This is a genomic window from Massilia orientalis (assembly GCF_030411975.2).
In the GTDB taxonomy this organism is placed as follows: Bacteria; Pseudomonadota; Gammaproteobacteria; order Burkholderiales; family Burkholderiaceae_D; genus Telluria; species Telluria orientalis.
In genome coordinates this window covers 150,372-165,285 of record NZ_JASNRB020000013.1, presented here as the reverse complement: position 1 = coordinate 165,285, position 14,914 = coordinate 150,372, and the positions used below count along the sequence as shown (strand labels likewise).

Here is a 14,914-nt window from a genome sequence, read left to right as displayed (position 1 = left end):
TACACACCACGGCGCAACCACGCCTCACGAGTTCATTTACCGTAGAGCCATCGGTCAGACGCAACCCAGAATTCACAAACAGGAGTAGATATGCCAAGTTGGTTCGATCTCGGTACGGAAGCAGTGAAGCTGCGCTTCATCAAGGAAGAAGGCTTCAAGGAGAACCTGTTGATTCTCGTGGGCCTCACGATGGGCTCGCCCGAGTGGGAGGCATGCCAGCGCGCTCCACTGAACTTCAAGCCCGTCCCCACTGGCAAGCCGTTCCTGATTCGTCCGTTCTCGCCGACGAAGACCCCCATGCTCTCCGAATTCCGGACTGTCTTCCCACTGGCGCGCCAAGTGCAGATCGGCAGCGCGCAGGACGTGCGCCTGCGCCTGCAGGGTGGCGCCAAGCTCTCGCCGCAGGAGATCGCGATCACGGCCGCCATGCGCGTCGCCGCGCCGATCGGGATGAACCTGATGGGTAACCGCGTGTTCGAGCGTCCGGAAGGCAGTCGGTTCCTGGTCGATGCGGAAGGGCAGCGTGTCGAGGAGGGTGCCATGCCGGCGGCCTTCCTGCTGCGCGCTGACGAAACCAACCTGGTGAGCTGCGTGCGCGGCTTTATCGCTGGTCTGATGGCTGGCTCGCATGCCGACGTTGCCGACGTCAACCGCTTCGTGGACGTGCTGTACGGACGCGGCGCCTCGCTCGATCGCCTGAAGGTCGAGGAAGTCGCCCAGACCATCGAGGTGGAGATGGCCAATCGTGTCCTCGAGCGCCACGAGTTGGCCGGCGACGCTGCCTACCGCGAGGCGCAGCTGCTGTACGAGAACTCGCCTTCATACGCCGGCCCGCAGAAGGGCGCCGGCGCGATCCCGCTGCCGGCGGCGGTCGCTGCCCAAGAGCTGGTCCGGGCTTTCGGTGGCGAAGGGCAGATCCCCATCTACATTCCGCAGCTGAACGATGGTACCGTCGCCTCGCTGCTGGGCGCGTCGTATGTGACCCTGACCGATCCTGTCGACCCTGAATCGAGCGAAGCGCGCCTGCGCGCCTTCGTGCCCACCTCGGTCAGCTTCGTCGAGCGCTCGTTCGCTGAATCCGTGCCGCCGCACCGCCAGTCGCTGATCAGCCGCGACGACGTCACGGCCGAATCCTTTGCGGAGATGCGCGCCGCGATGGCGCGCCGCCACGCTAACGGCCTGACCATCCTGACCTTCCCGGAGTACTCCAGTGCTGTCGAGGTCGACCGCCAGGCCGAGAAGGAGCGTGTCAACGGCTTGCTGCGCGCTTTGCAAGCGGATTACGACGTCCTCGGTATCGGTCTGCTGTCGCCGGTCATGCGTCGCAAGATGAACCTGCAGTCCGGCCTGTTGATGGTCACCGTCGGCCGCAAGTTCAGCGCCAAGGAGCGCGAGCTGCGCGGCGAAGACTGGGTGCCGCGCCGCCAGGACACGATGTACGACTGGGATGCGCTGCGCACCTTCACCAACGATGTGCTGGTGCGCGTGCACGAGTCGGCCGGACACAAGATGACGGCGGAGGAAGAAGCGGCCCTGCGCGCCAACGAGAACGCCGAAAACAGCTACCAGCTGCCGTACGACGCTTTCTCGAAGAACGGCGACATCCAGCTGATGATCCCCCGCAACCTGGCCGGCCCGACCTACAAGGCGCTGCAGAACCTTCAGGACCGCAGCGGCAACATCGACGAATACGTGCGTAACGCGATCGGCTTCACCGACGAGCAGTTCGCCTACCTGGCGCCAGAGCAGGTCGATGCCTCGGCCCTGATGGTCAGCGCACTGGACCGCGACAAGGGCTTCGTGCTGGGCGACCAGACTGGCGCCGGCAAGGGCGCCACCATCGCGACGGCCGTTTCGTATGCGTGGCAGCGCGGACTGGCTGTCATCTTCGTGACCAAGCAGGATAGCCTGTTCTCGGACTTCTATCGCGACCTAAAGAAAACTGGCCTGCACACCCAGCTGCGCCCGATGGTGCTGAACCACTCCGCTCAGGTGGTCGACCAGTTCTCAGAGAACCTGGACAAGATCGCCAGCGGCGTCTCGCGCAAGAAATTCACCGAGAACTTCCAATTCGGACTCGAAGGCTTCGACAACCCGAACTTGGTTTTCTGCACCTACTCGCAATTCAGCAAGGGTGAGGACTCGGACAAGAGCGAGTGGATCAAGTCTATCGCGCCGAAATGCATCGTGATCTTCGACGAAGCGCACATCGCCGCCGGCGATACCTCCCAGCTGGGCTCTGTGTGCACTTCGGTAGCCGCTAACGCGAAAGCGGTCGTCTATTCGTCGGCAACCTGGCTGAAGGACGCGCGCCAGATGAGCTTTTACAGCCGCATGCTGCCCGCATCGATCGACACGTCGATGGTGTCCGAAGCGATGCAGGCCGGCGGCGAGAGCATCCAGGAAGTGTTCACGGCGATGCTAGCCGAAGACGGCCTGTTCATCCGCCGCGAGCGCGACGCATCCCAGCTGGACATCACGATGGCTGTCGATGACGCGCGCCTGGCGGGCAACGAGAAGATCTCCGATCAGGTCGCGGTCATCTTGCAGGGCCTCCAGCGCCTGTGTGGCGTGACGGACCAGGTGGGGCGCCGCCTCACCCGCGCCCAGGTGCAGAAGCTGGACACCGCGCAGCGCTTCATCGCCGCAACCCTCGAACGCGCGAATCTGTCGTCCCGCCAGGCTATCGAGGCCTTGCGCGCCCGCGCCGCCCAAGATGCCAACGCTCCGGACGGCGAGGCGGATGGCGGTAACGACGACACCATCAACGAAGCAGCTCGCCATGCCGCGGCGCTGGTGGCCAATACCTACGCCGTGCAGCTAGCCAACGAAGAGGCGATCGCCAACCAGGCGGAGCCGGAAAATGAAGAATTTCTCGCAGCTGGGCATGCGGCCCACGTCATCGACGCGCAGTCGTTGGCGGTCGATGCGGCCGAGGCGTTGCTCGACGGCGCACACCCGATCGAGGGCACGCTGACGAACCTGCTGGACCTTCGTATCGAGGACTTGGACCTCACCGCCGAGATGGTGACCAAGCTTTCGGCCGACATCGGCATGCTGGGCGAGGACGGCGACGCTCTGCGCCGCCTGCAGGGCGAGATGCGCCGGATCAAGCGCATGATCGACGGCGTCAAGACGCAGACCACCAGCTTCGGCAGTCTGCTATTTACCACCCAGCGCACCCTCAACGTCGCTCTGCAGGCCCGTTATGCTGGCGAGCGCGCGGTAGCGAAAATCCAGGAAGGGAAGAAGCCGATCATATTCCTGGAGCAGACCTTCGAGCAGCGCATCAAGGAAGCGCTCGATGATCCGGACACGGTGAAGAATGCCGACGGCACCTACAGGATCCGCCCGCAGACCCTCAAGCTGACGCTCCGCGCGATGTACGACACTGTGGTGCGCATGACCCATGTCGATGCCGACGGCAACCGAATCGAGGGTAACGTGCTGGATTCCCAGTTCATGGCATCGGAAGCGGAGCGTGAAGCGATCGTCGAAGGCCTGCGCACGCTGGACGACATGATCGACCAGCTTCCGGATGACCTGTACTGCTCGCCGATCGACACGATCTGCAATGCGATCCGCCAGGCCGGCTTTACGGTGGGCGAGGCGACCGGTCGTAAGTACAAAGTGATCGACATGCAGCCGGACCACTGGACGGTGGCACCGCGTCCGGCCCACGAATCGAAGATCAGCAACATCGAGCGCGGCTTCAATTTCGGCGATTACGACGCCCTGGTGGGCAACAAGGCCATGTCGACCGGTATGAGCCTGCACGCGTCGGAAGACTTTACCGACCAGCGCCAGCGCACCGAGATGTTCTGCCAGGTGTTCGGCGATATCGTGGACTACGTGCAGGCCATCGGCCGCGCCGATCGCCGCGGGCAGGTTATTCCCCCCGAGGTGGAGATGTTGGCGTCGGGCCTGCAGTCCGAGGCGCGCATCATGATGGTTCACTACGCTCATCTGCGTAAGCTGTATGCTTCGGCCACCAGCAACCGCTCCAGCCGCTTCGAATTGCACGAGCTACCGGACCTATTCAACAACGTCGGCGATGCGTCGGTACGTGACTTCCTGCAGGCGAACCCGGCGATCGCAACCCGCCTGGGCATCGAGTTCCGGTCGTTCATGCCCGAGGCGATCCACGCGGACGGTACCGAGGTAAATGCGTCGACGCACGGCCTGGCCAAGCGCACGGTGTCGCGCCTGGATCTGCTTCCGGATAAGGAATCGCGTCAGGTGTACCAGGAGATCTCGTACAACTTCAACGAGGTTGTCGCTGAGCTGGACGCTCAGGGCATCAACCCGCTGCGCACAAACGTGCTGAACATGGCTGATTTTGACGCGGCCGCGATCACCGCGTCCGAAGATCTGCTGCCGGCGCGCCTGAACGACCACGGCGAAGTCGACTCGGTCTTCGACGAGGCTGTCGAGCTGCAAACCGTCACCACCCGCGTCAAGGTCGCCGCTCGCAAGTGGGACGACGTGCTGGCCGAGATCGAGAGCAACACCCAGCGCATGTTCTTCGAATCGCGACAGGCGCGCCAGGCGGGACAGACGCCCGACTTCGTGCCGGACATGGAAGTCCCTGCGATCTACAGGTCGGCCGGTGAAGGTGTCGTGGGACCAATGACGGGCGCGATCCGCATGGTGCCGTCCGGCCTGCGCACGCGGGTCAATCAGATGTTCGATGCCATGCTGGTGATGATGCGGTCGTCGGATGCTGCGCGACAAACCGCCGATGAGACTGTCGCTGCCCGCACGAGCGACGAGAACGGCAACCAGCTCGTGACGCCGACCCAGGTCATCGAGCGCCGCCGCGACTGGCTGCTGTCGCACCTGCAGCATTTCACGCCAGGCCAATATGTGATCGTCCGTGAGCGCAACTTTGGCATCGGCGAGGTGAAGGTCATGAAGGGCGCCGTGACTTCGCTCACGCTGCCCCCGCGCGGCCGCGAGACGAACCTGGCGCGCTGGGTCGTCACGATCCAGATGGCCGGCTGGACGTCGCCCGAGCGCTTCACCCTGGCCGACCTCTACAAGAAGCAGTTCACCGGTCTGGACCTGTGGCTGCCTGGCGCTGAGCGTATCGAGGACGGTCTGCTCAGCCGGGAGGTGCCGGACGAGTTCAACGCGTATCTCGAACGTGATCATGTGCACAAGCGCTATGTCTTGTGCGGCAACCTGTTCCGCGCGGCGTCGATCGCGGCAAAGCATAAGATTGGCGCGGGTGCCGTACTGCAGATGCCTGCCGAGGCGCCGCGCCGCGTCATCAACATCCGTCCGTACATGACCAGGGAATCGATCTACTCGACGGTGCCGGTTGAACTGGCACCGGAAGGCGTGACGACGCTGTTCTGCTCGACCTGGTCGGCCCTCAACCGGCCGCCATCGAAGAATGCCCACTACTGGCAGGAGTTCCTGCGCTCGAGTCTGGAGAGCCGCGCGCTGCATTCGGCGGCAGATTCGAAGAATGCCGACGTGTCGATCTACTGGCTGCCGACCCGCACCACCTGGCAGCAGGATATGCAGGAGGAGCTGAGCATGGAGGAGATGGCGGAGCGCAGCGAGGTGCGCACGCCTCACGCGCAGGCCGAGCACCTGCTGGCCGGCGTCGGGGCGCGCATCCGCAAGACCTGCCTCGACCGCAACGAGCAATCGGCGTTGGCCACTGCCATTAATGAGGAACTCGGGATCGAGGGCGTAAAGATTGAGCGTGGCCGCCAGACCTCTGCGACCGTCCGCGTTCTGTTGCGTTTTACCGACGATAGCGGCAATCGCGACAGCGACGAGATGATCCGTCACAAGCTGGCCGTCTTCAGCCGCCACGTCATGCGCGCGACCGAAACCCGTCAGTTCTACTCGACGTCGCCGGCGATGCGCTTGCTCGCGATGGCGGTCACCGAGCGTAATCGCGAGCAATCGCGCGCGATCCGTGAGGCTGCGCATGAGGCCCAGATGATGCGGCGCCAGATGCAGCGCCTGCACCTGAATGGCGAGCAACCGGACCAAGTGGATGAGATCGACGGCAACGACGCCGATAACGACCTCTGCGAGAGCGGGCCAGACGAGCAACGCGCAGCATAAGGCCGAGGCCGGGGAAAATTCCTCGGCCTTATTTACTTTTGGCTAGTCATTTGCAGATTTTTACAACGCACAATAGAAGTTGCTAACTTTCAATTATGGTCTTATTCTTGTACCATAGCTATCCCACGAAACAGAAAATTTGGAACCGATAAATGCCGCGCACTGTGATCCTCGCCGAGAAGGCTGCGGTAGCGAAGGAGATTGCCTCCTTCCTGGCGGCGCAGCAGGGCGGGCGGTCCCGGCGCGAGGACTGCGGGTACCGGCTGCCGAATGGTGACTTCGTCGGCTACACAAACGGCCATCTGATCGACATGGCGCCGATCGACGAGTATGTCGGTGCCGAGCACACCTGGTCTGATCCGTTCGACTATCTGCCCGTGATGCCGACGTCGCACAAGCGCGGGCCGCGACCGTGTCGCGCGGCGGATGGTTCGATCGTAGTGCGCGACGGCGCGGCTGTTCCCGATCCTCTATTCCTTGCGATCCGGCGCGAGGTGCAAACCGCCGACATCATCGTCAATGCCGGCGACAAGGGGAGGGAAGGCCAACTCGTCATGGACGAGCTCTTCCGCGAGCTGGGACTCGATCCCACGGCCACCCACATTTTGCGTGCGGCCGTGACCGACATGCACCCTACGGCGTTGGAGAAGGCCTTTTCGCAACTGACGCCCAATGGACTTCCGCGGTGGCAGCTGTCCGGCGAGGCGGCGCGCGCGCGCCAGGAAGGTGATTGGCTTGTCGGCTTCAATGGATCGCGTGCCTACCAGTCACTCCTGCACGACAAGTCGGTGGCTGTAGGGCGCTTGAAAGGTCCGATCCTTTGGCTCGCAGGAAAGCGCGAGCGCGAGAGAGACGAATTCGTTCCGACACACTTCTACACGCCGATCATTACCCTGCAGGACGGTACAGAGCTGCGCTGGAAGGCCCGGCCGGGAGCCGAGAACACGGAAGGGATCGACGTCCGCGGAAGGATTACGAGCGAAGCGCTCGCCCGTTCCATCGTCGACAGGATTAACGGTGGATTAGAGGGGCGGTATCAGAAGGCAGCCGTGCGTCGCAAGCGCAAGGCGCCGCCAATGCCATTCACGAAGTCCACGCTGGAGATGGAAGCGAGCCAGCGCCTGGGCATCCCGATGGAAGACGTCACGGAGGCGATGCACAACCTGTACCTGAAGCATCGCCTGATTTCATATATCGGTACCGACTGCCCGTACATCCCCGAGACCATGCTGCTGGAAGCGCGCGCAATCATGGCTGGTCTGTCTCCCATGTTCGGGAAGGTCATGCGTGGCGCCAATGCCGGCGCGCATCCTGCCTCGGTGGACGACGCAAAAATCGGTGAAAACGAGCACCATGCGATTGTGCCCCTGGGGACGTTGCCGGCATCCGGGCGCGACCTGAGCTCGGCCGAGCGTGAGGTCTTTGAGATGGTCACGCACCGCTTCGCAGCGCAGTTTTACCCTGACTTCGAATACGACGTCACCACGGTAGAGGCAGCGTTCGGCGACGACGTATTCGTCGCGGACTCGACGCAGGTGGTGCGCTACGGCTGGACTGAGGCTGATTCGCAGGTGCCGGAGATGGACGTTGGGGACGATGATGTGCCTCAAGCGGCTCCAGCAGAGATCGAAGTAGACGACGACAACGAAGCGGAGGCCGCCTGAGCATGAGTTTGGACATCAGCCGCGTGCGGGTAGGGGCAATTGTCGGTGCGGTAGCGGCACGAGTAGAGGTCACGCAAGACGAGCCTCCGCCCTGTCATACCGAGGCCAGCCTGCTGGAAGACATGCTGCTCGCTGCGCGCCACGCCCACAGTCCTGCTGACGCGGCCGTGCTCGAGGCGACCAACGGAATTGGTACGGCTCGAACACGTAGCGAAGGTATTATCGACCTGATTCGTAATAAGTCACTGGCACGAGAAACGCGTCTCGTTGGCGGCCGCCAGACCACGGTGGTTGTGATGACGGAAGCAGGAAGAAAGCTGGAAGCCGCTTTGCCAGCCGAGCTCAAGAGCGTCGGCTTGACGGCAAAGTGGGAGATGTTGTGTAGGCGTATCGAACGAGGCGAGGTCACGGCTGAAAGCTTCATAGCGGTGATCCGGAAGTTTGTAGCAGCTGTGGTTGCGGATGCAAAAAAGCGAAAAGCAAGTGGTCGAATTGCAACCACGCCAGCCAGCGTCCGCCAAAATTAACGAACGGTATATCCGTACACATTCGAAGGACAACCACATGAGATCGGAGCAAATAATGAAGACGCTGAACGGTGCGCGACGCGCTATTGGACTGAGCGGCCAGGGGCTCGGCTGCAGCCCGGTCGTGATCACCAATACGCTCAGGCAGCTCGATCGCGATAACTGCTCCGCAGCCCTGCCGCTAACTGTGGCAGCGCTCCAGAGCGTTCTGGACAAGAAGGCGCCGGTATCGGAAAAAGTCGCCGTCGGCTCGCTGTCGGAAATCAATGCCGTGCGCGAGCAGGTCAGGCAGCGCATGGCGCAAGAGCAGGTCGAAAACGCGTCCGACCAGGACGATGAATCGGGAGAGATGGCGCCAGGCCGTCCCTCCTGATCGGAGCCAATCATGAGTGGCATCAATCAAGGCACTTCGATCGCGGTGCGCGCGCTCGACGAGCTGCCGGAAGATCAGCGAGAAGTCTACAGCGCGCGGTACGTGGCCGACGAGACGCGGGAGGTAACCTGCCGGCGTCTGAACATGGACCCGGCGCATTACGATCAGCTGCTGGGTGAGACCCTGCGCTCTTTGCGCCGGATGGCGGCGCACGCGCCTACCTGCCCTGCGGCTGCTTAAAGGAATCGACATGCCAAAAATCGTGACCGATTTCGACAACGATGTGCCCGCTGAGCTGGTCGTTACAGGGAATCGAGACGGCTTCTCCGAACGCGGCCGCGGTCTTCTGTTTATCGAGATGATCGGTGGCGCCGCCGCCGACCTCGCTTCGCCGGACGGCGAGTACTACGACGAGACGCTCGCCTGGGTGAAAGATCCTCGTAACCTCGAGGCCTGGCTGCAGATCGTCGACGCATCGCCCGCGGTTATTCCATCCCTTCAAACCGCGTTCCTCGAGCGCCCCAACGAGTTGAAGGTGGCATGCGAATACCTCTCGCGCTCCGCTGCGCGCACCGGTGGCGGACTGGAGCGCTTCATGCGTGCGATGGGTATGGATTCGGTGCAGGAAGCATCTTCGCTGGGCGACGTGGACAATTACGACGAGGTCGCCGGCGCAAACGTCGTCGGCCTTGCTTCGGCCTGAGACGCGCAAGCGGCCGCGATCCGCGTCGCAATCACCTTGTCAGCTGTGCACGGCTGGCCAACCAGGAGAACAGAATTGAACTTGATGGAAGCGTTGCTCGCAACGGCCGAGCAGGATGACATCCCCGAAGACCAGCGCACGACCTACTGGCTCGACGGCGGAATCATCTATCCCGACGAAGTATTTTCGGCGCAGGGCTTCCTGCCGCTGCTCGGACGCATGGCCGAGCGCAAGCTGACCCGTACGCTCACCTCGACCGAGATCAACTGCGGCTTTTCGTACATCCCTGACCGTGCGGGCATCTTCGGCGAGTGCTTCATGGCTGCGGCGCCGACCGGGGGCGTTCTGGAAGACGGCCTGCGCCTGGCCGCGCTGTCCGAAGCGGCGCGCGATGTCCTGGGCATGGGTAAGCCCGGCATCATCGACATTACCCCCGTATTCGAATTCTTCCGGGCGATGCCGCGCGAGCAGCGTGGTGGCCTGACGCAGGCAGAAGACAAGGAACTGAAGCAATGGCCTCTCTATCAGCAGATGCAGCCCAAGCAGGCGGCGTGACGCCGGCTGCCGCTGGCACGCCGGCGCCGCGCGCCCCGGCCGAGGTAGTGCGAAATGTGATGGAGCAGCATTTTCGCTCTGCCGCGGGCGACTCGAAAGATCTCTATTCGGCAGCCTGGAAGGACGCGAACGTCTCGATCCGGTACCTGAATCACATGAGCCCACTGATGCTGGGCATCATCCAGCGTCCCGGTACGAACGCCAGTATGGAGGAGCGTAAGGCAGCCCTCGACTTCATGATCGCCTCGACGGACGGCTTGGCGAAGGTGATGTCCGACCGGTTTGGCGTCAGCCCTACCGCGAAGGCCTATGACCGCGTTGAGCTCAACTCGATGCTCTCGCACATCGTGGGCCAGATCTGGGAAAAATCCACGCAAGAAAACCAGCAGGCCCGTGTTGACGACTTCGTGCGGACGGTGGCCGCCGTTTTCGCAGACCCTGATTTCCTCAACCAGCGCCAGGCGCATGCCGAGCTGATGATGGGCAAGATGGGCTATCAACGCGTCGATTCGCCGGAAACCATGCAAACGCGGCTCCAGCTCGCGATGCACCAGGCGACGCTGCGGTTCTTCGAAGGCGTGACCGATCAACGGCTGACGAACTCGAAGGGCTTGTCGTTCACGTTCGGCCAGAAAAAGGCGGCCGTGGTCTCGGCAATGCAAGCGGACTTCGCCGGCGCGATGAACACTTTCCTGACCGATATCAAGTTTGCGTCCGCACTGTCGAACGATCAGCGCACGGTCGTCATGCAGTCGTGGATCCGCCACGCGGCAGAGATCTACCGCGCGGAATATGTGGCGAGCACCCAACGGGTAATGGACTGGTTCCGGGCCGGTGAGGCGATTTCCAAGGAAGCGTTCGAAAATCGGTTCGCCAAAGCGTCGAGCAGTCTGCCGGATGTGCTGCACAAAGCGAGGGCCGTGACAGTCGAGACGCTCTCTGACTTGGTGGCTGTCGCTGGTTTCGATGTGATCACGGCGCCAGCAGACCAGGACGAGTCGCACCCGAGCGTTGGGCCGTAACAGTGGCGCAAGAAATGTTTCCGTGCGACACTTACGTATCCCCCAAAAAGGCCTGAAATGAAACGCCGATTTTTTTTGCCCTTATTTGTTCTGTTTTATGTCTATAGTACGTATGTCGATGCCGCGACCACGTGCAATGAGTTCCGTGCCGACCTGCAGGCGATTCAGCAGCAGGTGCGGCAGATCGAGAGCAACCGGTCAACCTCCGTGCTGAACGCCGTCCAGCAAGCTGGTCAGTTGATCAAGTCGGGTTGCCTCGACCAGCTCTCTGCGGTCGACATGAGCGCTTTCGGATTTACGCCTGGCGCGTCTGCCCTGGTCACGAAGCTGGCCAACCAGGCGTGCCAGAAACTGTCGCAGCAGTTGTCGCAAAAGATCAGCGAGGTGCAGCAGCAGGCAGTGCAGGGCGTGAACGGAACGATTAACGGCGTCAACATCCCAGGCGTGTCGACTAGTTCGATCAGCGGCGCTCTCGGGGGTCTGCAACCGTCGATGACGACGGGCAGCCAGCCGTCGATGAACAGCCAGCCCTCGGTGACAAGTCAGGCGACCAGCTACGTGGCCAATGCCTGGGACAAGCTCAAAAACATGATCATGCCCTAAGGTGTGCAATGCGATATAAGAAAACCATAATTGCTGTGGCCGCGATCGCGGCCGTGAGCGCGTCTACCCCTTCCTTCGCGCTGGGTGATTCCGCGGTCCTGGCTCCCCTGATCAACCTGACGACGGCGGCAGTGAATGGCACGACGGCGGCCATCACCGGCGGTTTCACCACGATAGGTCAGGCTCTGCTGCGCATCGAGAACGTGATGACCGCCAACTCGGCGAAGGTCGCGAACCAGATTGCGGAGGCAAGCCAGAATCAAGTTGAGCGCAACATCGATATCGAACGCACGAAGCAGGCCACCGAGCTCGAGCGCAAGACCAGATTGCCACTCGACCCATGCGCCAATGCTTCCCGCGGCCTGGCCGATCCGAGCTTCGATCGGATCAATCCAGGCTTCCGCGGCTCCAACGGCGGTGCCTTCGGGCCCCGCGGCTCCGGTGGTGGCGGCGGCCGGCCATCTACCGGCTCTTCGTCGATGGATAAGGCGGTCGCGATCGCGCGCAATGACGACTTCGCGCCGCCGCCGGAGGTGCAGGCCGTCATGGCGCAGCGCGGTGCCTGCGAGGCGTACGCCAGCGGCAAGGTGCGTGCCCAGTCGTGCACGTGGGCCGGCACCACGCCATCTGTCTCGACGGGCCTTCCAGACGCCGACATTCGCGCGGCGACGATTTTCGACGGAGCGCAGACAGCGGCCGACCAGGGCAAGGTTTCGCTGTCGTTCAGCGACAAGCAACTCGCGGCCGCCACCGCCTATGTGCGTAACCTCTCGGCGCCAGTGCAGCTGCGCGACCTGACCCAGGTCGAAGCCAAGACCGACGAGGGTCGCCGTTATCTCGCCCTGCGCGACAGCTACCAGGCGCGAGTCGACCTGGCCATGCGCCCGGTCGAGGAGTGGACGAGCAACCGCACGAAGTACGCGGCGACCATCCCGATCCTGAAGGCGATGCAGGAAGGCGGCGGCGCGGCAGCGCGCTACCTCGCCCAGCACCTCCCTGAGGCCGCTCCGGACTGGCAGTCCAAAGGCATCTCACTGCACCACCTGCAGTACATCGATGCCGCGCGCCGGTATGACAACCCGGAGTGGATCAAGGAGATCGGCGCGGCCGATGAGGTGACGCTCCAGCGCGAGCAGCTGCTGCTGTCGGCGCAAATGGCCAGCCTGATGTCGAAGAGCCTGATGGAGACGCAGAAGACGAATGCGCTGCTCGGCGCCGTCTACCAGGCATCCCTCAACAAGGACTTCATGCCGGAGCTCGCCGCGCAGCATAAGCGGGCGACATCGACGCGCTAGAAGTGGCAGGCATCAGCCAACCCGTCTATCAGCGGCATCCGCCGTAGCAGTCGAAAAGGCCGGGTTCACCGGCCTTTTTTGTGGTCCTACAACTGAGCAGGATATGAAAAACAATCCACATTACGCCCCTGAGAATCTCATGGACATGCTCGTGCGTGTCCTTCGGGTCAAGAACGACCGCCAGCTCGCGGCACGCTTCGGTGTGCTGCCCTCGCAGGTCTGCAAGATCCGCAAGCGCCTTGCCCCGATCTCGGCGGCCTTCCTGATCAATATGCATGAGGAGACAGGGCTGAGCCTGGTCGTGCTCCGTGCCCTGATGGGAGATTTTCGGGAGCATACGGGGCGGTCGGCGAAGCACCCGGCGGCGCCCCCGCCAGAGCGCCTGCAGGAGCTGCAGCGGCTCCATGATCTGCACCGGCAGCCTTACATGCCCCTCGCTGCGAGACGCTCGTCTGCTCACCTGGGGCACGCCAACGCCGCGAACTAGGTTCCTCCGGGCGCTGGTGGAATTCGCCCAACTAGAAATTTCGAACAAAACGAAGGATCAGGTCAAGCCATGAAGATAAAACGCATTCGGTACCGGAGGGTTGCCAGTTGAAAGGGTGGAGCAGGATGGTTTTCGAGCGGCGGCTGCAGAGGGCCCTGGGCTCGTTCTTCAGCGTTTGCGATCTGGATCGGTGCCGGGCCGAGATCTTGGGTAGGAGCCGGACAAAGAGCGCTACGACGAACTGCAGGTCTTTCACTGCGCTTCTTTCAAGGATATGAGTGTGGCCGAAGCGCAGGCTCTGGTCGAGAAGACCGCCGAGTACGTCGGGTGGAGATCGCGATTAAGCACATCAGCCAGGTTTATCGCGTAGTGGCGGCGCTCATTGGCGGCATCCTGATCGGTGGCGCCAGCGGCTGGGCGATCGCGGCCGCGAAGGCTTCCAAGAGCGCCACGACCATGTCGCCAGTCGACGGGCTGGCAAGCATGGCCACGCTGTCCCCTGTGCTGCCGGTGGCGCGCATGGCCGAGTTGCTGCTGGCGTCGGACCCGGAGCCGATTTTCAATACAAAGGTGCGCACGGACCGGCCGGGATCGACTGCAGTAAGCTTGGCCCGCACTGTCAGAAATGATGCGGGCGAGTACGAAGTGTCGCTGACGGTCACGCCGATCGAGGCGGTCACGGGTCCAGTAATCGCGTACGTTTGGCGCCGTGCCCGGCGAGCAACGCCAGCAGTTAGGGAGTCAGTACCAGGACGCGCCGATCCGTCTCGACCATACCCTTTGTGGCGTCGGTGCCCATCAGGATCTCGCCGTTGGGCAGTGATGATCCATTCTTGATCCGGCGCCCGTTCTGCATGATGATCCCGTCAGGCAGGACCTCTCGGATTCCGAGCTTCTCGCCGCTTGCGATGTCGGTTGGCTTGCTTTCGGCTGCCTTGCTCAATCCGATCCTGGTATCGGCCTCGGGCTTTGCAGAGGGCGAGGCATCGGGCGGCTTGGCCGGCTGGCGCTTGTCCGGCACGCTAGGAGCCAGCGCATTGCGATCGGCGACGGCTGGTGCCGAGCCAGCTACTGGGCCTGGCGCTGGTGTTGTCGCCGTGAGCGGGGCTTTCGCCTGGGGCGCGGCTGGCACGATACCGGCGCCAGCAGCTGGTGCTTTTGTCGTGTGATCAACCTTGGCGGCGACTATCGCCGGCGCTGCCGCCGCACCACGTGATAAGTCCGGCTTCCCTGTTGCGGTAGACGCGAGCTGGGGCGGATCGGCTGGTACCCGGCGGCCAAGTTCCTTATTCGATTCTGGGGTGGCCTTGGGCGGTGACGGCGCTGGCGCGGGCGGTTGCGTCGAGGCCAATTCTATTTCGTAGGACGATATGGAAACGCGGGGAGCAGGGTCGACCAGGTGATAGACCGCTGCGCCCAGCAGCGCACCCGTGGTGAGCACGCAGGTGACGCCGCCAAGGAGCATGCCAGCGCGGCGGGACGACTTCATCCACCGGTAGTCCTGGGGCGCGTACGACTCCCCAAGTGCATCTTCGGCCCAGTAGCGATTGAACTCGGTCATTACGGAGTGCTTTTCGACTTCTGTTCGGCGAACTTCA

At 62.8% G+C, this 14,914-nt stretch carries 13 protein-coding genes; 11 read left to right on the top strand and 2 right to left on the bottom strand.

Annotated features, from left to right (window positions below; all coding sequences use genetic code 11):
• The first annotated feature begins 90 nt into the window (after positions 1 to 90).
• The 11 genes from QPK29_RS21195 to QPK29_RS21145 all read left to right on the top strand — a co-directional run bounded on the left by QPK29_RS21195 (position 91) and on the right by QPK29_RS21145 (position 13,316).
• Positions 91 to 6,087 carry a strawberry notch-like NTP hydrolase domain-containing protein gene (locus QPK29_RS21195; protein WP_371770983.1) on the top strand — a complete coding sequence of 1,999 codons (5,997 nt, stop codon included), beginning with the start codon at positions 91 to 93 and terminating at the stop codon, positions 6,085 to 6,087.
• A gap of 152 nt (positions 6,088 to 6,239) precedes the next feature.
• Positions 6,240 to 7,751, top strand: coding sequence for a DNA topoisomerase (locus QPK29_RS21190; RefSeq protein WP_371770982.1), 1,512 nt, complete (start codon positions 6,240 to 6,242; stop codon positions 7,749 to 7,751).
• A gap of 2 nt (positions 7,752 to 7,753) precedes the next feature.
• Complete coding sequence (locus tag QPK29_RS21185) at positions 7,754 to 8,278, top strand: DNA topoisomerase (protein ID WP_371770981.1); 525 nt, start codon at positions 7,754 to 7,756, stop codon at positions 8,276 to 8,278.
• A 55-nt stretch (positions 8,279 to 8,333) separates the two neighbouring features.
• Complete coding sequence (locus QPK29_RS21180) at positions 8,334 to 8,651, top strand: hypothetical protein (RefSeq protein ID WP_371770980.1); 318 nt, start codon at positions 8,334 to 8,336, stop codon at positions 8,649 to 8,651.
• 12 nt (positions 8,652 to 8,663) lie between these two features.
• Positions 8,664 to 8,891, top strand: a complete 228-nt coding sequence (locus QPK29_RS21175; protein ID WP_371770979.1) for a sigma factor-like helix-turn-helix DNA-binding protein — start codon at positions 8,664 to 8,666, stop codon at positions 8,889 to 8,891.
• 10 nt (positions 8,892 to 8,901) lie between these two features.
• Positions 8,902 to 9,354 carry a hypothetical protein gene (locus QPK29_RS21170; protein WP_371770978.1) on the top strand — a complete coding sequence of 151 codons (453 nt, stop codon included), beginning with the start codon at positions 8,902 to 8,904 and terminating at the stop codon, positions 9,352 to 9,354.
• A 75-nt stretch (positions 9,355 to 9,429) separates the two neighbouring features.
• Positions 9,430 to 9,909 carry a hypothetical protein gene (locus tag QPK29_RS21165; RefSeq protein ID WP_371770977.1) on the top strand — a complete coding sequence of 160 codons (480 nt, stop codon included), beginning with the start codon at positions 9,430 to 9,432 and terminating at the stop codon, positions 9,907 to 9,909.
• The gene (locus tag QPK29_RS21160; RefSeq protein WP_371770976.1) at positions 9,867 to 10,931 is read left to right on the top strand and encodes a hypothetical protein; all 1,065 of its coding nucleotides are present in this window, start codon (positions 9,867 to 9,869) and stop codon (positions 10,929 to 10,931) included. The genes QPK29_RS21165 and QPK29_RS21160 overlap by 43 nt, the downstream gene beginning before the upstream one ends.
• Before the next feature lie 57 nt (positions 10,932 to 10,988).
• A complete protein-coding gene (locus tag QPK29_RS21155) occupies positions 10,989 to 11,534 on the top strand; it encodes a hypothetical protein (RefSeq protein WP_371770975.1) in 546 nt (181 codons plus the stop codon).
• Positions 11,535 to 11,542: 8 nt separating this feature from the next.
• Complete coding sequence (locus QPK29_RS21150; RefSeq protein ID WP_371770974.1) at positions 11,543 to 12,829, top strand: hypothetical protein; 1,287 nt, start codon at positions 11,543 to 11,545, stop codon at positions 12,827 to 12,829.
• A 103-nt stretch (positions 12,830 to 12,932) separates the two neighbouring features.
• Positions 12,933 to 13,316 carry a hypothetical protein gene (locus tag QPK29_RS21145; RefSeq protein WP_400189822.1) on the top strand — a complete coding sequence of 128 codons (384 nt, stop codon included), beginning with the start codon at positions 12,933 to 12,935 and terminating at the stop codon, positions 13,314 to 13,316.
• Between the two features lie 359 nt (positions 13,317 to 13,675).
• Here the strand turns inward: QPK29_RS21145 and QPK29_RS21140 are convergent, their stop codons facing one another.
• Both QPK29_RS21140 and QPK29_RS21135 read right to left on the bottom strand, forming a co-directional pair.
• A complete protein-coding gene (locus QPK29_RS21140) occupies positions 13,676 to 13,996 on the bottom strand; it encodes a hypothetical protein (RefSeq protein WP_371770972.1) in 321 nt (106 codons plus the stop codon).
• A 53-nt stretch (positions 13,997 to 14,049) separates the two neighbouring features.
• Positions 14,050 to 14,877 (bottom strand): hypothetical protein, encoded by an 828-nt coding sequence (locus QPK29_RS21135; RefSeq protein WP_371770971.1) that lies wholly within the window; start codon positions 14,875 to 14,877, stop codon positions 14,050 to 14,052.
• Positions 14,878 to 14,914: the final 37 nt, after the last annotated feature.